At 73.2% G+C, this 21,292-nt stretch carries 20 protein-coding genes; 5 read left to right on the top strand and 15 right to left on the bottom strand.

What is annotated here, in order from left to right; all coding sequences use genetic code 11:
* Positions 1–73 precede the first annotated feature (73 nt).
* The gene (locus ACIBJG_RS08770; protein WP_399305713.1) at positions 74–706 is read left to right on the top strand and encodes a TIGR03085 family metal-binding protein; all 633 of its coding nucleotides are present in this window, start codon (positions 74–76) and stop codon (positions 704–706) included.
* Between the two features lie 3 nt (positions 707–709).
* Here the strand turns inward: ACIBJG_RS08770 and ACIBJG_RS08765 are convergent, their stop codons facing one another.
* The 14 genes from ACIBJG_RS08765 to hisD all read right to left on the bottom strand — a co-directional run bounded on the left by ACIBJG_RS08765 (position 710) and on the right by hisD (position 15,982).
* Positions 710–1,960, bottom strand: coding sequence for an MFS transporter (locus tag ACIBJG_RS08765; RefSeq protein WP_399305710.1), 1,251 nt, complete (start codon positions 1,958–1,960; stop codon positions 710–712).
* 25 nt (positions 1,961–1,985) lie between these two features.
* The gene (locus tag ACIBJG_RS08760) at positions 1,986–2,573 is read right to left on the bottom strand and encodes an ArsR/SmtB family transcription factor (RefSeq protein ID WP_399305708.1); all 588 of its coding nucleotides are present in this window, start codon (positions 2,571–2,573) and stop codon (positions 1,986–1,988) included.
* Between the two features lie 39 nt (positions 2,574–2,612).
* Positions 2,613–4,202 (bottom strand): cation acetate symporter, encoded by a 1,590-nt coding sequence (locus tag ACIBJG_RS08755; RefSeq protein WP_399305706.1) that lies wholly within the window; start codon positions 4,200–4,202, stop codon positions 2,613–2,615.
* 262 nt (positions 4,203–4,464) lie between these two features.
* Positions 4,465–5,823 carry a PucR family transcriptional regulator gene (locus ACIBJG_RS08750; protein WP_399305703.1) on the bottom strand — a complete coding sequence of 453 codons (1,359 nt, stop codon included), beginning with the start codon at positions 5,821–5,823 and terminating at the stop codon, positions 4,465–4,467.
* Between the two features lie 233 nt (positions 5,824–6,056).
* Complete coding sequence (locus tag ACIBJG_RS08745) at positions 6,057–8,852, bottom strand: LuxR C-terminal-related transcriptional regulator (RefSeq protein WP_399306280.1); 2,796 nt, start codon at positions 8,850–8,852, stop codon at positions 6,057–6,059.
* A 237-nt stretch (positions 8,853–9,089) separates the two neighbouring features.
* Complete coding sequence (locus ACIBJG_RS08740) at positions 9,090–9,974, bottom strand: alpha/beta hydrolase family protein (RefSeq protein WP_399306277.1); 885 nt, start codon at positions 9,972–9,974, stop codon at positions 9,090–9,092.
* A gap of 217 nt (positions 9,975–10,191) precedes the next feature.
* A complete protein-coding gene (hisF, locus tag ACIBJG_RS08735; RefSeq protein WP_399305700.1) occupies positions 10,192–10,947 on the bottom strand; it encodes an imidazole glycerol phosphate synthase subunit HisF in 756 nt (251 codons plus the stop codon).
* Complete coding sequence (locus tag ACIBJG_RS08730) at positions 10,944–11,342, bottom strand: RidA family protein (protein ID WP_399305697.1); 399 nt, start codon at positions 11,340–11,342, stop codon at positions 10,944–10,946. Before ACIBJG_RS08730 ends, hisF begins: the two co-directional genes overlap by 4 nt.
* Positions 11,339–12,064, bottom strand: a complete 726-nt coding sequence (priA, locus tag ACIBJG_RS08725; protein ID WP_399305694.1) for a bifunctional 1-(5-phosphoribosyl)-5-((5-phosphoribosylamino)methylideneamino)imidazole-4-carboxamide isomerase/phosphoribosylanthranilate isomerase PriA — start codon at positions 12,062–12,064, stop codon at positions 11,339–11,341. The genes ACIBJG_RS08730 and priA overlap by 4 nt, the downstream gene beginning before the upstream one ends.
* Complete coding sequence (gene hisH / locus ACIBJG_RS08720) at positions 12,064–12,705, bottom strand: imidazole glycerol phosphate synthase subunit HisH (protein WP_399305691.1); 642 nt, start codon at positions 12,703–12,705, stop codon at positions 12,064–12,066. Before hisH ends, priA begins: the two co-directional genes overlap by 1 nt.
* 10 nt (positions 12,706–12,715) lie before the next feature.
* Positions 12,716–12,883, bottom strand: coding sequence for a hypothetical protein (locus ACIBJG_RS08715; RefSeq protein ID WP_399305688.1), 168 nt, complete (start codon positions 12,881–12,883; stop codon positions 12,716–12,718).
* Complete coding sequence (gene hisB / locus ACIBJG_RS08710; RefSeq protein WP_359350256.1) at positions 12,880–13,482, bottom strand: imidazoleglycerol-phosphate dehydratase HisB; 603 nt, start codon at positions 13,480–13,482, stop codon at positions 12,880–12,882. Before hisB ends, ACIBJG_RS08715 begins: the two co-directional genes overlap by 4 nt.
* The gene (locus tag ACIBJG_RS08705) at positions 13,479–14,621 is read right to left on the bottom strand and encodes a histidinol-phosphate transaminase (RefSeq protein WP_399306274.1); all 1,143 of its coding nucleotides are present in this window, start codon (positions 14,619–14,621) and stop codon (positions 13,479–13,481) included. Before ACIBJG_RS08705 ends, hisB begins: the two co-directional genes overlap by 4 nt.
* Before the next feature lie 38 nt (positions 14,622–14,659).
* Positions 14,660–15,982 carry a histidinol dehydrogenase gene (gene hisD / locus ACIBJG_RS08700; RefSeq protein WP_399305686.1) on the bottom strand — a complete coding sequence of 441 codons (1,323 nt, stop codon included), beginning with the start codon at positions 15,980–15,982 and terminating at the stop codon, positions 14,660–14,662.
* A gap of 154 nt (positions 15,983–16,136) precedes the next feature.
* On the opposite strand from hisD, the gene ACIBJG_RS08695 reads away from it, so the two are divergent.
* The 4 genes from ACIBJG_RS08695 to ybaK all read left to right on the top strand — a co-directional run bounded on the left by ACIBJG_RS08695 (position 16,137) and on the right by ybaK (position 20,296).
* The gene (locus ACIBJG_RS08695) at positions 16,137–17,738 is read left to right on the top strand and encodes an oxidoreductase (protein WP_399305683.1); all 1,602 of its coding nucleotides are present in this window, start codon (positions 16,137–16,139) and stop codon (positions 17,736–17,738) included.
* A 245-nt stretch (positions 17,739–17,983) separates the two neighbouring features.
* Positions 17,984–19,021, top strand: a complete 1,038-nt coding sequence (locus ACIBJG_RS08690) for a hypothetical protein (protein WP_399305680.1) — start codon at positions 17,984–17,986, stop codon at positions 19,019–19,021.
* A 5-nt stretch (positions 19,022–19,026) separates the two neighbouring features.
* Entirely contained in the window at positions 19,027–19,770 is a 744-nt protein-coding gene (locus ACIBJG_RS08685; RefSeq protein WP_399305677.1) for an LON peptidase substrate-binding domain-containing protein, read from the top strand.
* 22 nt (positions 19,771–19,792) lie between these two features.
* Complete coding sequence (ybaK, locus tag ACIBJG_RS08680) at positions 19,793–20,296, top strand: Cys-tRNA(Pro) deacylase (RefSeq protein ID WP_399305674.1); 504 nt, start codon at positions 19,793–19,795, stop codon at positions 20,294–20,296.
* Positions 20,297–20,496: 200 nt separating this feature from the next.
* Here ybaK and ACIBJG_RS08675 read toward each other — a convergent pair whose 3' ends face one another.
* Positions 20,497–21,273 carry an ABC transporter permease gene (locus ACIBJG_RS08675; RefSeq protein WP_399305671.1) on the bottom strand — a complete coding sequence of 259 codons (777 nt, stop codon included), beginning with the start codon at positions 21,271–21,273 and terminating at the stop codon, positions 20,497–20,499.
* Positions 21,274–21,292 lie beyond the last annotated feature (19 nt).

Here is a 21,292-nt window from a genome sequence, read left to right as displayed (position 1 = left end):
GCCGTGGTCGAGGAGGGCATTCGGGCGTGCGTCCACTGGGCGGACGGTGGACACCGGTCGTACGCTGGCGGGCATGTCGACCCATGCGAAGCGCGAACGACTTCTGCTTGCCGACCTGTTGGAGGCCGTGGGCCCGGAGGCCCCGACGCTCTGCCACGGCTGGACGGCCCGCGATCTGGCGGCCCATGTGGTGGTGCGGGAGCGCCGGCCGGACGCGGCGGCCGGCACCCTGATCGGTCCGCTGAAGAACCGGAGTGAGCGGGTCCTGGCCGAGTTCACCGGGAAGCCTTACGAGGAACTGATCCAGCTCATCCGTACGGGTCCGCCGCGCATGTCCCCGTTCGGTCTGAAGCAGGTGGACGAGGCGGCCAACACCGTCGAGTTCTACGTGCACACGGAGGACGTCCGCCGGGCGCAGCCGGACTGGTCGGTGCGGGAGCTGGACCCGGTGTTCGCCGATGTCCTGTGGTCGCGTACGGAGAAAGCGGCGCGGGTCCTGGGGCGCAAGGCGCCGGTGGGGCTGGTGCTGCGCCGCCCGGACGGGCAGACGGCGGTCGCGCACAAGGGCACCCCGGTGGTGACCGTGACGGGTGAGCCGGGCGAGCTGCTGCTGTTCGCGTTCGGGCGGCAGGACGCGGCGCGGGTGGAGCTGGAGGGCGAGAAGGACGCGATCGGCCGGCTGACGACGGCGAAGCTCGGGATGTAGACCTCAGCCCGGGAGCTCCGCGCGGCGCAGCGGTGCGAGGAGCAGGCCCGTCACCGCCCCCGCCGCGCAGAGCAAGGCGCTGGCGACGAAGACCGGGCCGGTGCCCCAGAGCGCGACGGCGGCTCCGGTGACGGGGTAGCTGAGCGGCGCCAGGGCGTGGGTGAAGAGCGTCGAGACCGAGGTGACGCGGCCCAGGTAGGCGGGGTCGGCGGCGGTCTGCGTGAGGGCCCCGCACAGGGCGCCGCCGAGCCCGGCGAAGAGTCCGATGAGCACCGCGACCCCTGCGGCGAGCGGAACGGACGGTGCGTACGCCAGGGCTCCGATGGCGACGGCGCCGGTCAGCACGGCGAGGCACATGACGAGTCCGGCCCGGGGGACGCGTCCGCGCACGGTGAGCAGCAGGGCCGAGGCGCCCGCGCCGGTGCCGAAGGCGGCGATGACCCAGCCCATGCCGGAGGCACCCCAGCCGCGTTCCTCGCTGAGGAGGATCAGGCCGAGGTTGAGCGGGCCGACGAAGCCGAGTTCGCTGACGGCGACGACGAGCATCAGGGGGCCGAGCATCGGGTGGCGGCGGATGTATCCCAGTCCGTCGGCCAGCTCCCGCCAGGCGGTCCCGGCGGGTTCGGCGTCGGCCGCGTCGACCGCCGGCAGTGGACTCATCCGTACGGCCAGCAGCAGGGGCAGGGAGACGGCGAAGAGCACGCCCGCCGCGGCGAAGGCGAGGACCGGTCCGCCGAGGGCGACCGCGACGCCGCCGAGCGGGGCGCCGACGACGTTGGCCGTACGGGTGGCGAGGCCGCGCATGCCCTGGACCCGGGCGAGCTGGGAGGCGGCGGTGATCCGTGGCGGCAGGGCGCCGACGGCGGGCAGGAAGAGGGCGTCGACCGCGCCGAAGACGAGCGCGACGGCGACCAGCATCCACACCGTCGGCGAGGTGAGGAGCAGGGTGCCGGCCAGGCCCAGGATGACGAGGCAGCGGGCGGTGTCGCTCGCGACGACGACGCGGCGGGGGCCGAACCGGTCGGCGAGCACTCCCCCGCCGAGCAGGAGCATGGCCCGGGGTATGGAGCCGGCGGCGAGCACCAGACCGGTCTGGGCGGCGCTGCCTGAGCGGGCGGCGGCCCAGGCGAGGGCCATGTAGTAGACGCTGTCGCCGATCGTGGACGCCGTGTAGGCGCCGAGCCAGCGCAGGACGTTGCCGTCGCGGTGGGCGGGGCGTCCGGTGTCCTGGCCGGCGGGGAGGGTGACGGTCACGGGGTCGTCCTCTCGGGTCGGCGGGTCAGGTCCGGAACGGGAAGCCGTACAGGTGCAGTGCGACGTTCTCGCGGTTCTCCGTGTCGCCGGCCTCGTCGCGTGCGCGACCCTGTTCCTCGTACCGGTTGATGACCGCGTCCAGCTCGCGCTCGAGGGCGGTGAGCTCCTCGGCGGTCAGCCGGGCCAGGTACTCCGAGCCGAAGGAACCCTTGCGCCACTGGGGGGACCAGCTCTGGTACGTGTCGAGGTGGCGGCGGTACAGCTCGATGTGCTGGTCGAACGAGAGCCGGCTGACGGCGGTGTGGGTGGCGGCCTTCTCGGGGGCGTCGTTGAAGTCCTCGTCGTGGAAGCGCAGCCCCTTCGACGCGGGCTGCCACCAGCGCTCGCGGCCGTCCCCGCCCTCACGGTCGACCTCCTCGATCAGGCCGTGGTCGGCGAGCTTGCGCAGGTGGTAGCTGACCAGCGAGACCTGTTCGTCCACCTGCTCGGCGAGCTGGGATGCGGTGGCCTGCCGGGCGATGTAGAGCGCCCGGTACAGCTTCATCCGCAGGGGGTGTCCGAACGCCTTGAGCGTGCCGAGGTCGGACACCCGGCGTGATTCGTTGCTTGCCATGCCCTTCACGGTAGATAGGAAAGAAAATTTGCGCAATATCTATTGCGCAATAAATGTTGCGCGACGGGCCGGTGCCGACCGCTTCCGCCGCCCGGCACGGGACCCCAGGTACCCCAGGAGGAATCCGGCCGGGATCGTGACCAGCCCCGGCGTCTGGAGCGGGAACCAGTGGAAGTCGCGGGACGGGAACAGTGCGATGTGAGTGCCGGAGAAGGCGGGCGAGAACACCATCAGGACCGCGATCAGCGGCAGCGTGCCGTAGACCGTCCAGCGCACCCCGCGCGCGTTGAAGCCCGGCCGGAACAGCGCGTACAGCAGGACCGGCGGCAGTACGGAGGCGGCTGCGGCGAACGAGAGCGAGAGCAGCACCTGCGGATTGCGGTCGTGCGTGTACGTCGACACGTAGACGGACAGCGCGCCGGTCAGGACGACGGCCAGCCGGGCCCGGAGGATCTCGCGCCCGGCCGACCAGTCGGACCGGGGGGCCGTACGGGACCGGGCCTTCGCCGCGAAGTCGCGGGCGAGTGACGAGGCGGCGGCCAGGGTGATGCCGGCCACCGCGGCCAGCGTGGTGGCGAACACCGCGCAGGCCACGAACGCGAACAGCAGGCTCTCGCGCGGCCCGTCGGCGCCCGGGTCGAGCGCGCCGGTCACCAGGAGCAGCGCGGTGCCGCCCGCCGGGTCGGCGGCCTGGATGATCTTGTGGCCGAGCAGGGCGGACGCGCCGAGGCCGACCACGACGATGCCGGTGCACAGGAAGGCGACCGGCGCCGCCGCCCAGACGGTGGCGCGGCGCACGGTCCAGCTGTCGCGCATGGGGTGGAGCCGCATCATGATGTGCGGCATGCAGGCGGCCCCGAGGACCAGGGTGAGCTGGAAGCCGAGGAGGTCCAGGACGCCGGCGAAGGAGTGACCGAACTGGAGTCCGGGGCGTGCGTAGGAACCGCCCGCGCCGCTGCCCTGCTGTGCGGCGTCGAAGAGGGCGAACGGGTTCCAGCCGTAGCGGGCGAGCACCAGCCCTGCGAGCAGGGTCACCGCGGCCAGCACCACCGCGACCTTGACGATCTGGATGTAGCCGGTGCCGCGCATGCCGCCGACGGCGGAGTAGCAGACCATCAGGGCACCGCTGGCGACGGTACAACTGGTGAGCGCGCCGTCGGGCAGCCCGAACACGGAGGCCATGACCCGGCCCGCGGTGGCGAGTTGGACCAGCAGGAGGGGGGCCAGGACGACCAGGGTGGTGATCCCGAGGGCGCGGCGTACGGTCGGGTCTCCGAGCCGGTCCGCCAGGAAGTCTCCGAGGGTGAACACGCCCTTGCGGCGCATCGGTTCGGCCAGGATCCGCATGACCAGGACCAGGGAGGCGACCGTGGCGACGGCGAAGAGGATGCCGTCGAAACCGGCGAGGGCGACGGACCCGGTGGTGGAGAGCAGGGTGGCGGCCGAGATGTAGTCACCGGCGATGGCCAGCCCGCTCCCGGCCGGACCGAGGGCGGAGCCGCCACCCGCGTAGAAGTGTTCCGGGTCGTCCTGGTCCGCCGCGGCCAGCCCGCACAGCAGCAGCGACACGGCGACGAAGCCGAGGAAGACGACCACGGCCAGCGACCGGGCGTCGATGCCGCCGCTCACCGGCGCGGTCCCGGGGCCGGGGCGGGGGTGGCGGCAGGTGCGCAGGCGCTCGCGGGGGCGCGTGGCGTGCGGGGTGTCGGAAGGGCGGAAGGCATGCCGGTTACGGCATCAGCTGCCCGGGGCCGCGTACAGCGGGCGGTGCGGGGGCGCTGCGCGGGTACAGCCGGTACGGGCGAGGACTGTGCGCGAGCACAGCCCCCGCCGGCCGGCGGGGGCCGCGCCGTGGAGGACACGGTTGTGTCCGTGGAGGCCGCGCCCCCCGTCAGCTCGCGAGCAGGCGCCGCGCCGTCAGGGCGAGGGAGACCTCGACCGCGTCGGACGGGCGGGTCAGACAGCGGCCCGTCAACTGCTCGAAGCGGCGCAGCCGGTTCAGGACCGTGTTGCGGTGGCAGTAGAGCCGGGCCCCCGCCCGCTGCGCGGAACCGTCCGAGTCAAACCACGCCGTGAGGGTCTCGATGATCACGTCGCGGTCCGCCGGGTCCAGCCGGTCCAGCGGTCCCAGCACTCGCGCGGCCAGCGCCGAGCCGAGCCCCGGGGACGAAACGACCAGGGCGGCGGGCAGTTGCTCGTCGAGCAGGACGACCCCGCCCCCGGCCGGGCAGGCCCGCAGGGCGGTCTCGGCGAGCCGCCGGGCGTCCCCGACGGCCGCCAGTCCGTTGACGACGGAGCTGATGCCGACACGGGCGCCCGGCGGTGCGGTCAACCCGGCGGCCAGCGAGGCGAGTTCTCCGTCCTCGTCGACCGGGCCGGCAGACACCTCGTCCCCCTCCGCGGTCGCCGGCCCGGTGAGCGTGACGGTGGGGTCCGCCGCCCCCTCGCTCCAGGCCAGCGGCAGGATCGCGAACTCCGCGTCCGGGCCCGGGTGCCAGAGGGCGTCCGTGCCGGCGGGCAGCGTCATCGGCGGCTGCGCGGTGCCGTGCGGGGCGCGACGGGCGGTGGAGACCGCGAGCACGGCGTACCTGCCGTGCTCGGGCAGCCCCAGCATCGCTGCGGCGTCCGGCAGTTCGGCGATCTGCGCGGTGCCGTCCAGCAGTGCCGCCGTCATCAGGCGCTGGCGGTTCTCCCGCCGCCAGGCCAGCCGGCGCTCGGTCTGGCGGTAGGCGTCCGCGACGACACCGCAGTGCTCGTCCACGAAGTTCCAGACGTCCGCCGCGACGTGCACCAGCAGCCGGATGTCCTCGGGGTGGCGGCGTGCGGTGTCGTCCACCAGGTCCTGCCATACCATCGCACCGCCCATCCGGAAGGCGTGCAGGACCGCGTCGAGCGGCAGGCCCTGCTCGGCCCGGACCTCACCGATCCGCCGGGAGGTGCGGTGGGCGGCCTCCCGGAACTCCCGGGGCTGGATCAGTGACCCGACGTTGTGCCGCAGCGAGTGGTGCACCTCCTGCCAGATCTCCGCCGCGTCGGCCTCGATGGCCGAGCGGTAGGCGGGCTCCTGCTCGCGCAGCGCCTCGACCAGCCGGTCCGTCAGCTCCGGCAGCGCCTCTACCAGCGCCCGGGCAGCCCGGTGCAGTACGGCGACGGCCTCGCGATCGGCCAGCGAACGGAAGCGGCGCGGCATCGGAGCGACGGGGGGCGGCCCGTGCAACGCCCTGACCCGTGAACGTACGACCTGCGGCATGGCGGCCTCCACCGGGATTCGGCCGGCTCCGGAATACGGCCGGCTCCGGTTCACCCAGCCCGGCGTTGGGCATGAGCACACCGAATCATCCTGACGCCCGCAGAATGGCATACCGCCCAGTCGGTACCTAGAGGTTTGCGGCGTACTTCTCATCACGGTCCTGCAACCTCCCGGCCTCGGAGCCGAAACCGGGGCGTCGCATCGGCCCCGTACCGGCCCCGCGCCGGCCCCTCTCAGCGGTCCAGCAACCTGGCCAGCTCGGTCCTGGACCGCACGCCGAGCGCGGCGAACACATTGCGCAGATGGTGGTCGACGGTCCGGGTGCTCACCGAGAGGCGCAGTGCCACCTCGCGGTTGGTGGCCCCCTCCGCGACGCACCGGGCGATGCGCTGCTGCTGCGGGGTCAGCGCGGTCAGCGGGTCCGTGCCGCCGGCCGTGGCCGGGCCCTCCACCGCCTCGCCGGCGGCCCGTAGTTCACCGCTCGCCCTGTCGGTCCAGGCCCGCGCACCGCACCGCTCGAAGGCGACCAGGGCGTCCCGCAGCGGGCCTCTGGCCTCCCGGGTCCGGCGGCGCCGGCGCAGCCACGCCCCGTACAGCAGCTGGGTGCGGGCGCGTTCGAAGTCGCCGCCCGCGCGGTCGTGGTGGGCGAGCGCCTCCTCGTACCGTCCGGCCACATCGGCCGGTGCCGCCAGCAGGGCGCGGCAGCGGGCCAGTTGGGCGGGGGCCTGGGGGTCGGTGGTCCGCGTGACCCAGACGGCGAACTCCGCCACCGCCTCGGCGACCGGGTCCGCTCCCCTGCCCCGGTCCGCCCGCCCTGCCAGGACGGACGCCTCGACGTAGCACGGTACGGCGAGCATCCGGGTGGCGAAGTGCCCGCGCCGGGGGCCGGGCCGCACGAGCGGGTCGAGCCGGGCCGCGGCCGCGCCGGAGCGCCCCGCCGCCAGGTCCGCGCGGGCCAGGGCCCAGGTGGCGAGGGTCGCGGCCTGGGCGAGTCCGTGGGGCCCGGCCCCCGCGAGGGCCGCGTCGGCATGGGTGGCGCAGGATGCCTCGTTACCGCCCTCCACGGAAGCGGCGAGGGCGAGTACGGCGTGCAGGTGGGAGGCGGTGTTGGGCTGTCCGGTGCGTCGGGCGGCGTGCAGGCCCTCCAGCGCGTGGCCGCGCGCCGAGGCATGGCGGCCGGCCCGCAGCTCGGCGTACGCCAGGTGCTCCAGTGCCTGCGGCAGCAGGGCCTCGGGACCGGCCGACCGTGCGGCGGCCAGCGCCCGCGTCCCGAGCCTGCACGCGGCGTCGACATCGCCCAGCACCAGGGCCGAGGCGCCGCCGCGCAGCAGCGGGGCGGGGTCGCGCGCCCGGCCGGCCGAGTCGAGGCAGCGGCGCAGCAGGGCCTGCCCTTCGGCGATGCGTCCGCACAGCACCGCGCTCAGGCCATCGCAGTACTGGGCGAGGGCCGGATCGGACACGGAGACCGGGATACGGGTCATGGCGTCGAGGTACGCGAGCGCGTCGCCCATCGCCCAGGCGGCCTCGGCGGCCCCGAGATGGGCGTCGAGCGCGCGGCGCGGGTCGTGCGGTGCGAGCAGCGCCGCAGCGGTGAGAAGGGCCTCGTGGGCGTCGGCGGCCGGTCCGTCGCGCAGGGCGAGCAGTCCGCGCACCAGATGCGCGCCGTCGTGTGCGGGGTGCGCGCCGGCCCGGGCCAGCAGCGCGCGGGCCCGGCCGGTGTCGCCCGCGAGCCGGGTGTGCTCGGCGGCGCCGGCGAACCGGGCGGCCCGCACCGCCTCGTCGGTGGAGAGCGCGGCGGCACGGGCGAGCGCGGCCGCCCGCTCTCCATGCGGCCGGGGCGCCACGGCCGCCGCCTCCAGCGCGTCGGCCAGCCCGTCGTCGGGGCCCCCGGCCGCGGAGGCGCGCTGGACGAGCGCGGGCAGCAGGGCCGGCCCGGCTGCCGGATCCCCCGGCGCAGCCCCGAACGGGCGCTGCGCAGGGGGAACCAGCAGGGTGGCGAGCAGTCCGTGCACGGCGCGGCGGTGTTGCGGGGAGGCCCGGTGCAGGACCGCGCGGCGCAGCAGCGGGTGGCTGAAGTGGAGGCGGTCGCCCGCTCGTTGGAGGGCCCCGGCGGTGCCGGCCGGGGTGAGCAGGGCCTGGTCGAGCACGGCGGGGCCGAGACCCGCCGTGGCGGCCGCGCGGAGCAGGAGGGCCACGTCCGCGCCGGCGCCCTCCTGCTCGTGTTCCTCGGCCGCGGCCGCGAGCAGGAGCAGCGTGCGGGTGTCCGGGGGCAGCCCGTCGAGGCGGGCGGCATGCGCGTCCAGGACGTCCTCGGCGCCGGGCAGCGGATAGGGCGGCGGGGTGCGGCCGGCCAGCTGGTCGGGGGTGAGCCGGGAGGCCAGGCCGGCGAGCAGCCGGGGGTTGCCGGCCGCCTCCCGGAGGAGTTCGCCGCGGACCACCGGGTCGACCTGGTCGGCGGCGCCCGCGGCGTCGGTGATCCGGTCCAGGAGGGCCGCCGCCGCGTCGTCGTCGAGGGGGCCGAGCCGGAGCGCGGGCAGCCCCGCGAAGCTCGCCTCGTCACCGGCGCCGATCACCACCGCGACCCGGCTGCCCGCGCCGAGCCTGCGGGCCGCGAAGACGAGGGCGGCGCGCGAATCGGGGTCCCAGGCGTGCGCGTCGTCCACGCACACCAACAGTGGGCGCCGCGCACCGAGTTGTCGCAGCAGCACGAGAAGGCCCGTGGGGGTGATGCCGTCCCGCAGCACCCGGTCCGGGGGCAGCGGGAGCGGGCCCGGCGCGGAACAGAGCAGGGCGTGCAGCCCGCTGTACGGCAGCCGTTGTTCGGAGGGGGCCGCGGTGGCGGAGAGAACGGGCCCGGCGCGTCGGCCACGGTGCGCGGCCACGGCTTCGCCGAGGAGCGCGGTGCGGCCGACGCCGGGCAGTGCGGTCAGCACCAGCGCGCCGCCGTCACCGTCGCCCAGGCGGGCCAACAGGGTGTCGAGGATGGCGAGTTCACCGCTGCGGCCGTACAGCCGGAGCGGACTGTGCACGGTCGTCGATGAAGTCACACCAGCACGTTACTTCCGCGTAAACAGTGCCGGAAGACGCGCGTCCGCCCCCGGTCCGCGCCCGGCCGGTTGTGGGGCACCCTCCCAAGGCGGGCCGGACCTGACTGTGCGGGCGCACAGCGCGGGCCCGTTCCCGCACCCCGTCCGAGCCCGGCAGGGGCCCCGACGGCGAAGGGCCGGGCCGCTGTTCGCGGTCCGGCCCTCACCAGATGTCAGGAACTACGAGGTATGGGGGCAGTTGCCCCGCGACTCGGCGATCGTGAGGCTCACCTGCGGGATCGGGCAGAGGAACTGCTCGTACCGGCTGTCATTGTCGATGAAGCGCTTCAGCCACGAGATGCTGTACTTCGCGATCGTGGTGTTGGAGGAGTTCGGGGTGAAGTGTGTGGCCCCGCGCAGCTCCACGTACGCCTTGTCCAGTGTGCTCGGCAGCGACTGGTAGAACGGCTCGGAGTGGGTGGCGACCGGGGCGATCGTGTCGCCGTCCGCACCGAAGATCAGTGTGGGGGTCCGGACTTCGGGCCAGGTGGTGTCGAGGTTCCAGCCGGTCAGCGGGATCGCCGCCTTCAGCGAGGTGCGGCTCTTGGCGGCCTCCAGGGTGCCGCCACCGCCCATAGAGTGGCCCATCACGCCGAGCCGGGAGGTGTCGATCCGGCTGCGTACCGAGCTCGACCGTGTCAGGTAGTCCAGCGCGGCCAGGAGTTGGCGGCCGCGGCTGTCGGGCTGGTCCACCGTGGTGTTGGTGTCGATGGTGAAGACGACGAAGCCCTGGGAGGCGAGCCGCGGTCCGAGCCAGGCGATACTGGACTGGTAGGCGGTGAAGCCGGGCGAGATGGCGACCGCGCCGAAGGTGCCGTCGGCGGTCGACGTCGGGTAGTAGATCGTGCCGCCGCCGAAACCGCTGACGCCGAGCGAGGAGACGCTGGTCTGCGAGACCGCGTACGAGCCGCGGCTCGCCTCGATACTCGAGTTGCTGGGTGCCGGGCCGCGCTCGTAGGGGTTGTCGGCTGCCTGGGCGCCCGGCATCAGCGCGGTGCACAGGCCCGCGGTGGCGACGGTGGCGGCCAGCAGGCCCTTGACGAGGCGGGAACGGCTCTTCGACATCCGATGGCGCGGGGAGGTGTCGCCGGAGGGGAGGTGCTGCACGAGGGGGCCTCTCGGTCGTGGCGGGAGCCACTCCGGGCAGGGACCGAAAGCCGCTTCGGGGTGCACCGCGTGGAACCGCCGTTGTTCTCTGGCGGTCGCCACTCTCGCGGTGCACCCCGGTGGCACACATCGGCAACTTCACCGGCCTTCAAGGCCGTTGCTCCCCCGCGCGTACTCAGCGGACCGGGTGCCCGGCCTCCCGCAGAGCGCCCTTGACCTCGGAGATCCGCAGATCACCGAAGTGGAAGACGGACGCGGCGAGGACCGCGTCGGCCCCGGCTTCGACGGCCGGGGCGAAGTCCGCGAGCCGGCCCGCGCCGCCGGACGCGATGACGGGAACGCTCACGTGCCCCCGTACGGCGGCGATCATCTCGGTGTCGTAGCCGTCCTTGGTGCCGTCGGCGTCCATCGAGTTGAGCAGGATCTCGCCCGCGCCGAGTTCGGCGGCCCGGTGCGCCCATTCGACGGCGTCGATGCCGGTGCCCTTGCGGCCGCCGTGCGTCGTGACCTCGAAGGTGCCGGCGGGGGTGCGCCGGGCGTCCACGGAGAGCACCAGGACCTGACGGCCGAAGCGTTCGGCGATCTCCCGGATCAGCTCCGGCCGGGCGATGGCCGCGGTGTTGACGCCGACCTTGTCGGCGCCGGCCCGCAGGAGCTTGTCGACGTCGTCGGGGGTGCGGACGCCGCCCCCGACGGTGAGCGGGATGAAGACCTGCTCGGCGGTGCGGCGCACCACGTCGTACGTCGTCTCCCGGTCGCCGCTGGACGCGGTGATGTCCAGGAAGGTCAGCTCGTCGGCGCCCTCGGCGTCGTACAGCTTCGCCATCTCGACGGGGTCACCGGCGTCGCGCAGGTTCTGGAAGTTGACGCCCTTGACCACCCGGCCGTTGTCCACGTCGAGGCAGGGGATGACACGTACCGCGAGCGTCATCGGGCACCTGCCCGGTAGGCCTCGACCTCGACCTCGACGACCAGACTCGGGTCGACGAAACCGGACACGATGATCATGGTGGCGGCGGGACGGACGTCGTCGAACAGCTCCTTGTGGGCGCGGCCGACCTCGTCCGTGTCCCGGGCGTGCGTGACGTACATCCGGGTGCGGACGACGTCCTCGCGGCCGAGGCCCACCTGCTTCAGCGCCTCGAAGGCGACCTCGAAGGAGGTGACGGCCTGCTCGTAGGGGCTGCCGGCGGAGATCTCCCCGCCCACCACGGAGGTGCACCCGGCCACCAGCACCAGCCCGTTCGGCAGTTCGACGGCGCGGGAGTAGCCGAACTTCTCCTCCCAGGGGGCGCCGGAGGAGATGCGCTTGACGGAGTCGGTCATACGGAGACCGCCTCCAGCGCCTCTTCGAGGGTGAACGCCTTCGCGTACAGCGCCTTGCCGACGATCGCGCCCTCGACACCGGCCGGGACGAGTGAGGAGATGGCCCGCAGGTCGTCGAGCGAGGAGACGCCGCCGGAGGCGACGACGGGCTTGTCGGTGGCGGCACAGACGTCTCTCAGGAGCTCCAGGTTGGGGCCCTGGAGCGTGCCGTCCTTGGCGATGTCGGTGACGACGTAGCGGGCGCAGCCCTCGGAGTCGAGACGGGCGAGCGTCTCGAAGAGGTCGCCGCCGTCACGGGTCCAGCCGCGGCCGCGCAGCGTGGTGCCGCGGACGTCGAGGCCGACCGCGATCTTGTCGCCGTGCTCGGCGATGACCTTGGCGACCCACTCGGGGGTCTCCAGGGCGGCGGTGCCGAGGTTGACGCGGCGGCAGCCGGTGGCGAGGGCGGCGGCGAGCGTGGCGTCGTCGCGGATGCCGCCGGAGAGCTCGACCTTGATGTCCATGGCGCCGGCCACCTCGGCGATGAGCGCCCGGTTGTCACCGGTGCCGAAGGCGGCGTCCAGGTCGACGAGGTGCAGCCACTCGGCGCCGGAGCGCTGCCAGGCGAGTGCGGCTTCCAGGGGGGAGCCGTAGGAGGTCTCGGAGCCGGACTCGCCGTGCACCAGGCGGACCGCCTGGCCGTCGCGGACGTCAACGGCTGGGAGCAGTTCAAGCTTCGGCATTACAGCGTCTCGATCCAGTTGGTCAGCAGCTGGGCGCCGGCATCGCCGGACTTCTCGGGGTGGAACTGGGTGGCCCACAGCGCGCCGTTCTCCACGGCCGCCACGAACCGTTCGCCGTGCGTGGCCCAGGTGACCTTGGGGGCACGGATCTTGGCGTTGGTGACTTCGAGGGACCAGTCGTGCGCCGCGTACGAGTGCACGAAGTAGTACCGGGCCTCGGCGTCGAGTCCGGCGAACAGCCGGGAGTCCTCGGGGGCCTGGACCGTGTTCCATCCCATGTGCGGGACGATGTCGGCCTGGAGCGGGCCGACGGTGCCGGGCCACTCGTCGAGGCCCTCGGTCTCGACTCCGTGCTCGATGCCGCGCTCGAAGAGGATCTGCATGCCGACGCAGATGCCCATGACGGGGCGTCCGCCGGAGAGCCGGCGTCCGATGATCCATTCGCCGCGGGCCTTCTTCAGCCCCTCCATGCAGGCGGAGAACGCACCGACGCCGGGCACCAGCAGCCCGTCGGCGTTCATCGCCGTGTCGAAGTCGCGGGTGATCTCGACGTCGGCGCCGACATGGGCGAGGGCGCGCTCGGCGGACCGGACGTTGCCGAAGCCGTAGTCGAAGACGACGACCTTCTTCTTCGTATCCACGTGTGCTCCCTCAGTCCCAGAGGCCCTGGATCCGCATGACGCCCGCTGCCAGGCACATCACGGAGGCGATCGACAGCAGCACGATGACGCCCTTGGGCATGCCCTGCTTCGAGAAGGAGTAGACCCCGCCGGCCAGGAAGAGGCCGACCAGGATCAGGATGGTGTTGAGGCCGGTCACAGGGCGCCCTTCGTGGAGGGGAGGATGCCGGCCGCGCGGGTGTCGTGCTCGCTGGCGTAGCGCAGGGCCCGGGCGAGCGCCTTGAACTGGCACTCCACGATGTGGTGGGCGTTGCGCCCGTACGGGACGTGGACGTGCAGGGCGATCTGCGCCTGGGCGACGAAGGACTCCAGGATGTGCCGGGTCATCGTCGTGTCGTACTCACCGATCATCGGCGCCATGTTCTCGGGCTCGGTGTGCACGAGGTACGGGCGGCCGGAGAGGTCGACGGTGACCTGGGCGAGCGACTCGTCCAGCGGGACGGTGCAGTTGCCGAAGCGGTAGATGCCGACCTTGTCGCCGAGGGCCTGCTTGAACGCGGCGCCGAGGGCGAGGGCGGTGTCCTCGATGGTGTGGTGCGAGTCGATGTGCAGGTCGCCGTCGGTCTTGACCGTGAGGTCGAACAGTCCGTGGCGGCCGAGCTGGTCGAGCATGTGGTCGTAGAAGCCGACCCCGGTCGCGACATCGACCTTGCCGCTGCCGTCGAGGTTGATCTCGACGAGCACGGAGGTTTCCTTGGTGGTCCGCTCCACTCTTCCTACGCGGGCCTCGCGAGTCATGCGTCGTGCTCCTTCTTCAGTTCGCGTACCGCATCGAGGAACGCGTCGTTCTCTGCCGGGGTCCCTGCGGAGACCCGCAGCCATCCCGGTACGCCGTTGTCCCGGACCAGGACGCCCCGGTCGAGGATGTGCCGCCAGGCGGTGTGGCTGTCGGCGAAGCGGCCGAACTGGACGAAGTTGGCGTCCGAGTCGGTGACGTCGAAGCCTTGGGCGCGCAGCTCGGTGACGATCCGGTCGCGCTCGCCCTTGAGCTGCGCGACGTACCCGAGGAGCGTATCGGTGTGCTCCAGGGCGGCGAGCGCGGTGGCCTGGGTGACGGACGACAGGTGGTACGGGAGCCGCACCAGCTGGACCGCGTCGACGACGGCCGGGTCCGCGGCGAGGTAGCCGAGCCGCAGTCCTGCGGCGCCGAACGCCTTCGACATGGTGCGGGAGAGCACCAGGTGGCGGCGGCCCTCGATCAGCGGGAGCAGCGAGGCGTGGTGGCTGAACTCGCCGTACGCCTCGTCGACCACGACCATCGACGGCCCCGCGGCCTGCGCGGCGTCGTACAGCGCGAGGACGGTCTCGGCGTCGACGGCGGTGCCGGTGGGGTTGTTGGGCGAGGTGATGAAGACGACGTCGGGGCGGCGCTCGGCGATGACCGCGCGGGCCGCGTCGACGTCGATGGTGAAGTCCTCGTTGCGCGGTCCGGAGATCCAGCCGGTGCCGGTGCCGCGGGCGATGAGGGCGTGCATCGAGTACGAGGGCTCGAAGCCGATGGCGGTGCGTCCGGGGCCGCCGAAGGTCTGGAGCAGTTGCTGGAGCACCTCGTTGGAGCCGTTGGCCGCCCACACGTGGGCGCGGGTGACCTCGTGCCCCGCGGTGCGGGTGAGGTAGCGGGCGAGCTCGGTGCGCAGCTCGACGGCGTCCCGGTCGGGGTAGCGGTTGAGGTCGCGGGCGGCCTCGCGGACCCGTTCGGCGATCCGGTCGACGAGTGCGTCGGGGAGCGGGTACGGGTTCTCGTTGGTGTTCAGCCGGACGGGCACGTCGAGCTGGGGGGCGCCGTACGGGGACTGGCCGCGCAGTTCCTCGCGGATCGGGAGGTCGTCCCAGGCGTTGTGCGGGGTGCTGTCGTCCGGCGTGCTGTCGTCCGTCACTGCCGTGCTGTCGTTCGTCACTGCCGTGCTGTCGTTCGTCACTGCTGCGGAACCTTCCACCCGAACCTGGCCTTGAGCGCGGCACCGTGGGCGGGGAGGTCCTCCGCCTCGGCGAGGGTCACCACGTGGTGGGTGACCTCGGCGAGCGCGTCGCGCGTGTAGTCGACGATGTGGATGCCGCGCAGGAAGGACTGCACGGACAGGCCCGAGGAGTGGCAGGCGCAGCCGCCGGTGGGCAGGACGTGGTTGGAGCCGGCGCAGTAGTCGCCGAGCGAGACCGGGGACCAGGGGCCGACAAAGATCGCGCCGGCGTTGCGGACGCGGCCGGCGACGGCCGCCGCGTCGGCGGTCTGGATCTCCAGGTGCTCGGCGGCATACGCGTCGACGACCTTGAGGCCGTCCTCCAGGTCGTTGACCAGGACGATCGCGGACTGGCGGCCGGCCAGCGCGGGCTCGATCCGGTCCGTGACGTGCTTGGTCGCCGCGACCTGCGGCTTCAGCTCGGCCTCGGTCGCTGCGGCGAGCTCCTCCGAGTCGGTGACCAGGACGGCGGCGGCCATCGGGTCGTGCTCGGCCTGGCTGATCAGGTCGGCGGCGACGTGGACCGGGTCGGCGGTGGCGTCGGCGAGGATCGCGATCTCGGTGGGGCCGGCCTCGGCGTCGATGCCGATGCGGCCCTTGAGAAGGCGCTTGGCCGCGGCCACGTAGATGTTGCCGGGGCCGGTGACGAGGTTCACGGGCAGGCAGTCCTCGGTGCCGTACGCGAACATCGCGATGGCCTGGGAGCCGCCGGCCGCGTACACCTCGTCCACCCCGAGCAGGGCGCAGGCGGCGAGGATCGTCGGGTGCGGCAGGCCCCCGAAGTCCTTCTGCGGCGGGGACGCGACGGCGACGCCCTCGACACCCGCCTCCTGGGCCGGGACCACGTTCATCACGACGGAGGACGGGTAGACCGAACGCCCGCCCGGCACGTACAGCCCGACGCGCTCGACGGGCACCCACTTCTCGGTGACGGTGCCACCGGGTACGACCTGGGTGGTGTGGGTGGTGCGGCGCTGCTCGCGGTGGACGAGGCGGGCGCGGCGGATCGACTCCTCCAGGGCGGCGCGCACGGCGGGGTCGAGCTGCTCCAGCGCGCCGGTGATCGCGTCGGCGGGGACGCGGACCGAGACGATCCGTACCCCGTCGAGTTTCTCCCCCCAGTCGATCACTGCCGCCGAGCCACGATGGCGTACGTCCTCGCAGATGGGCCGCACCGTCTCCAGGGCGGCTTCCACGTCGAACTCGGCACGGGGCAGCAGGTCGCGCAGGGCGCCGCCCTCGGGGAGGGCATCGCCGCGCAGATCGATTCGAGAGATCACACCGCAATTCTCTCAGACCGCCTCGGACGCCCGGACGCCCGTATCACTGGCTGATACCCGTCCCCGGTGTCACGGCTGACTATTAGCGTTCACCTGGTCACTCAGAGGGAATAAGGGGATTACCGATTTACGGCTCCGAGCGGAAGGAGCGTCGGTGACCGAACCGCACGACGGGGAATTTCCGGACGGCCTCAGCACGGCAGAGCTGGGCATGTGGCAGTCCTTCCGGACCGGAACCACCTACGACCTGCGCGCCCGTGACGGGGCGCGTGACGATCCCTTCGCCCCCCATGTCTGGGGCCCCGAACGCAGCGTGGAGGCCCGGGTCGTCGCCCGGCTGCTGCTGAGCGGTCCGCGGCCCCGGCCGGGCCGGGTGGCGGCGCTGAAGCTCCGGGGGCTGCTGATCACGGGCCGGCTCGACCTCGCGGGCGGACGCGTCGATCCGTACGTGGAGCTGACGGGCTGCCGCTTCGAGGAGGAGGTCCTGCTGCCCGAGTGCCACTTCACGACGCTGAGGCTGGTCGGGTGCGCGATCCCGCGGCTGGAGGCGGCCCGGCTGCGCACCGAGGGCGACCTGCATCTGCCGCGTTGCCGGGTCGAGCGCGGCATCCGGCTCACGGACGCCCAGATCGGTACGGACCTGCTGATCAGCCAGATCGACATCGGCCCCGACCGGCAGGGGCGGGCACTCATCGGTGACGGGCTCACGGTCGCCCAGGACCTGCAGGCCGAGATGATCGAGACGCTCGGTGAGCTGAGCCTGCGCGGGGCGAAGGTGGGCGGTTCGCTGAGTCTGCGCGGCAGCCGGCTGCGGGCGACACAGGGACGCCGCGCGCTGAACGCCCCGCAGCTGAGTGTGGAGCGGACGCTGTACATGAGCGAGGCCTGGGTCAGCGTGGACACGGGGAACCAGGGCACCACTCCCCCGTACGGCATCGCCACCTCCCCGACACCGGCCCACGGCACCCGTTCGCAGGTCTTCCGGTGCCGGGGCGGGGTCCGGCTGGACGACGGGCGGTTCGGTGACGCGGTCGATCTGCACAAGGCCGTCTTCGTGCTGGCCGGCCACGAGGAGCTGTCGCTGCGCCGGATAGTCGCTCCGGAACTGCGCTTCAACCCGGAGCGCCCGGCGCACGGCCGGGTGGTGCTCAACGGGGCGAAGGTCGTCACGCTCATCGACGTGTCGACCAGCTGGCCGGGCCCGGGCGGTCTGGCGATGGGCGGTTTCGTGTACGAGAACCTCGTCCCGTACGGGCACTTCCCGCTCTCCCGGCGTCTGGAGTGGGTGTCGGCCGCGACCCCGGAGTACGTGCCGGAGCCGTACGAGCGGCTGGCGACCGTGCTCCGTAACAGCGGGGAGGACGCGGACGCCCGCGAGGTGCTGCTGGCCAAGCAGCGGCGCCGCCGGGAGACGCTGCCGCCCGCCGCGAAGCTCTGGGGCTTCGTACAGGACTGGACGGTGGCGTACGGCTACCGGCCGGGGCGGGCCGCGGTGTGGATGGCGGTGCTGTGGGCGGCGGGAACGGTGGCGTTCTCACGGTACGAACCGACGTCGATCAAGGGCAGTGAGCATCCGGAGTGGAATCCCGCGCTGTACGCGCTGGATCTGCTGGTGCCGGTGATCAACCTCGGCCAGGACGGGTACTGGCGGCTGGCGGGCGGCTGGCAGTGGATCGCGGCCGCCCTGGTCCTGCTGGGTTGGATACTGGCCACCACCGTCGCGGCCGGCGCCTCACGGCTGCTGCGGCGCGGCTGACCGGGGGTGTGCGGCCCGCCGGGAGCACCCGGGCCGCGCTCCCTTGTACCGACCGGCCCGGCGGCGGCCGAACGGACGTGCTCCACCATCGGACGCACTGCCGATCCCTCGACCCAGGAACGACAGGAACAGGCCAGATTCCACGCATTCCTTTACTCTTTCTTGGCCCCGTTCAGGGCAACCCATCCACTCGGCACCAAAGTTTCACAGCACCCCCCTGGCGCCGTCCCGACCAGCGCTTTTCAATGGTCTGCACCATGCCTTTCCTCCGCGCTCTGCTCCGTACCGCGCGCGTGATCCGGCACACCCCGGAGATGTCCGCCGGGTTGCCCGCGGACCATGCGGTGATGCTCGACGCCCCTGACGAGCGGCTCTCGCCCGCGCTGGTGGCCGCCGCCGTCGGAGAGTACGAACCGGCGGCGAAACTTCTGGCGACGTCCCGGGACGCCACCGAGTGGGAGAGCCGGGACCGCTATCTGAACCGGCTCGTCGCCTTCGCCCGCAACCGGGACGGCTGGCTCCGCGACTGGCTGGCCGCCGCTCCGCACGACCCCGACGCGATCCTCGTCAAGGCCCAGCTCGCGGTCGAGCGGGCCTGGGAGTCACCGGCCCGCGCCGAGCAGCTGCGCGCGGTCGGGCCGATGATCACGGCGGCGGCCGAGAGCGATCCACGCGATCCGGTGCCCTGGCGTCTGGCCCTGGACCACGCCCGCGGCACGCATGCCACGCACACGACGTTCGAGGCGCTGTGGGAACAGGCCATACAGCGCTCCACGCACCATTACGGCTGCCATGTCGCCGCCCTCCAGTACCTCTCCGCCGCCTGGTACGGCTCGCACCGCGAGTGCTTCGACTTCGCCGAGCGGGCCGCCGAGGACTCGCAGCCCAGCTCCCTGGTGCAGGCGCTGCCGCTGCGGGCCGCCTTCGCGGTGCTGACCGAGGGACCGGGGGCCGGGTTCACATCGGTGCAGGAGGAGCGGATCGACGCGGCGGCGGATCTGGCGATCTCGCTGTCCGGCGCCTTCGCGCCGGGCGACCCGTGGCCGGCCGAGGTGCGCAATCTGCTCGCGTACGTGCTGGTGGCGCGTGGGCGCTGGCACGAGGCGCTGGAACAGTTCCGGCAGATCGGACCCCACGCGACGTCGTTCCCGTGGGCCTCGGTGTCCGACGATCCGCTCGGCAGGTTCCTCGACGCACGGGACGGAGTACGGCTCCGGGTGGCCTCCGGAACACCACTCGGCCACCGGGCCGACCGGGGACGGGCGCGCGGCCATTACGCTTGACCGTTGTGACCACCGCTCGCCTGCCTCTGTTTCCGCTGAACGCGGTGCTGTTCCCCGGCCTCGTGCTGCCCCTGAACGTCTTCGAGGCGCGTTATCGCGCCATGATGCGCGAGCTGCTGAAGACCGCTGAGGACGAACCGCGCCGCTTCGCCGTGGTCGCCATCCGGGACGGCCGCGAGACCGCCCCGACGGGCTCGGGCATGCCGGACGCGATGACGGCGCCCGTCGAGCGCGGCCCGGCGGACGGCTTCGGCCCCGACCCGGTCCAGACGTTCCACCGGGTCGGCTGCATCGCCGACGCGGCGAAGATCCGGGAGCGTTCGGACGGCAGCTTCGAGGTCCTGGCGACCGGCACCAGCCGGGTGAAGCTCTTGTCCGTGGACGCGAGCGGCCCGTTCCTCACCGCCGAGGTCGAAGAGCTGGAGGAGGATCCGGGCGAGGAGGCGGAGGCGCTCACCGAGGGCGTCCTGCGGGCCTTCCGCAGCTACCAGAAGCGGCTGGCGGGCGCGAGCGAGCGTTCCCTGACCACGGGCGCGGACCTGCCCCACGAGCCGTCGGTCGTCTCGTACCTGGTCGCCGCCGCAGCGGTCCTCGACGTCCCCGCGAAGCAGCGGCTGCTCCAGGCCCCGGACACCGCGACGCGGCTCCGCGAGGAGCTGACGATCCTGCGCAAGGAGACCGCCGTCATCCGCCATCTCCCGTCGCTGCCGTCCGTGGACCTCACCCGCGCCCCGACCCACCCCAACTGAGCGACCGGAGGGCCCCTCCCCCGTGGCGAAGAAGCCGAAGAAGCAGCCCCAGTCGGGCGGCACCCCCGCGACGGTCGCGCTGACCGCGGCGGGCACGGAGTTCACCGTGCACGCGTACGAGCACGACCCCGCGTCGGCCTCCTACGGCGAGGAGGCGGCCGAGGCCCTCGGCGTCTCCCCCGACCGGGTCTTCAAGACCCTGGTCGCCGACGTCGACGGCCGCCTGACGGTCGCGGTCGTCCCCGTGGCGGGCTCGCTGGACCTGAAGGCCCTGGCCTCGGCGGCCGGCGGCAAGCGCGCCACCATGGCGGACCCGGCGGCCGCGGAGCGCACCACGGGCTACGTACGCGGCGGCATCTCGCCCCTGGGCCAGCGCAAGCGGCTGCCCACCGTGCTGGACGCGTCGGCGCGGTCGCACACGACGATCTGCGTATCGGCGGGCCGCCGCGGCCTGGAGGTCGAACTGTCCCCCCAGGACCTGGCCGCCCTGACGAACGCGGTATTCGCCCCGATCGGCCGGACCTGACCCCTCCGCGAGCCACCGGCCCCGTCGCACCGGTTCCGTCCTCAAACGCCGGACGGGCTGGGTGTGCGGGCGCCAGGACTGGGCGAAATCCAGGGGGCCGGGAAACCCAGCCCGTCCGGCGTTTGAGGACCGGGGTCCGGGGCGGAGCCCCGGTTACGGGAAGGGGCGGGTAGGGGAAAGGCCCCGCGCAGCGGCCCCGCTCACGCAGACGGACCGGGCTGCGGCGGCCCTTCCTCGGGCGAGGTCGAGGGCGAGGACGACGGCGCGGGCCCAGACGACACAGGCCCAGGCCCGGACGGAGGCCCAGACGGCCCAGGCCCAAACGCCACGCCCCCCGAGGACCCCCCGTACACCCCCCACTCCGGCTCCGGATCCCGCGGCCCGAACATCGCCGTCAACCCCAGATGCACGGCCATCGCCGCCAGCGACCACGCCAGCAACGCCCCCTTCGCGTGCAGTTCCAGCGGCGCGTCGAAGATCACGCCCTTGCCGACCTCACGCGCGTGGGCCACCACGTCGTCGGTCGGTCCCAGCCAGGTGCCGAGCTGCCACGCCACGACCGAGCCGAGTACGCCGCCCACCGCGAGAGCCGCCACGAGGGCGATCCCGCCCTTCCGGTGGAACCAGAAGACCAGTCCCGCGGACACCGCGCCGAAGGCGAGCGCGAGCAGCGCGAACGTGCCGTCGGCGCCGATCGCCTCCTCGCCCTCGCTGTCGCTGAGGAAGACAGCCGTGTCGTCGGAGATCAACGGAACCCGCGGCGCCAGCCACACCCAGAGCAGCCCGAGCGCGACCCCGGCGACCGTCACGGCGACGGCGACCAGTGCCGCCCGGCGCAGTTCCGCACGGAGTTCCCCCTCCTCCGGCGACTGCAACAGGGTCCCGAGGTGGGAACCGCCGGGACCGCCCCTTTGCGGCGGCTTCTGCCACGGGTCGTGGGGCGAGGGCTGGTGCGGCGGCGTCAGAGGTGCTGTCACCGTGCCATCGTGCCAGGCG

Source organism: Streptomyces sp. NPDC050422 (assembly GCF_044458665.1).
GTDB lineage: Bacteria > Actinomycetota > Actinomycetes > Streptomycetales > Streptomycetaceae > Streptomyces.
This window is presented reverse-complemented; position numbering and strand designations above follow the sequence as displayed.

Bases quoted from the DNA above. Each gene is read 5' to 3' on its own strand.
- ACIBJG_RS08770 (WP_399305713.1), top strand. From the start codon at position 74: ATGTCGACCCATGCGAAGCGCGAACGACTTCTGCTTGCCGACCTGTTG.
- ACIBJG_RS08760 (WP_399305708.1), bottom strand. From the start codon at position 2,573: ATGGCAAGCAACGAATCACGCCGGGTGTCCGACCTCGGCACGCTCAAG.
- ACIBJG_RS08750 (WP_399305703.1), bottom strand. From the start codon at position 5,823: ATGCCGCAGGTCGTACGTTCACGGGTCAGGGCGTTGCACGGGCCGCCC.
- ACIBJG_RS08740 (WP_399306277.1), bottom strand. From the start codon at position 9,974: ATGTCGAAGAGCCGTTCCCGCCTCGTCAAGGGCCTGCTGGCCGCCACC.
- hisF (WP_399305700.1), bottom strand. From the start codon at position 10,947: ATGACGCTCGCGGTACGTGTCATCCCCTGCCTCGACGTGGACAACGGC.
- ACIBJG_RS08730 (WP_399305697.1), bottom strand. From the start codon at position 11,342: ATGACCGACTCCGTCAAGCGCATCTCCTCCGGCGCCCCCTGGGAGGAG.
- priA (WP_399305694.1), bottom strand. From the start codon at position 12,064: ATGCCGAAGCTTGAACTGCTCCCAGCCGTTGACGTCCGCGACGGCCAG.
- hisB (WP_359350256.1), bottom strand. From the start codon at position 13,482: ATGACTCGCGAGGCCCGCGTAGGAAGAGTGGAGCGGACCACCAAGGAA.
- ACIBJG_RS08690 (WP_399305680.1), top strand. From the start codon at position 17,984: ATGGTCTGCACCATGCCTTTCCTCCGCGCTCTGCTCCGTACCGCGCGC.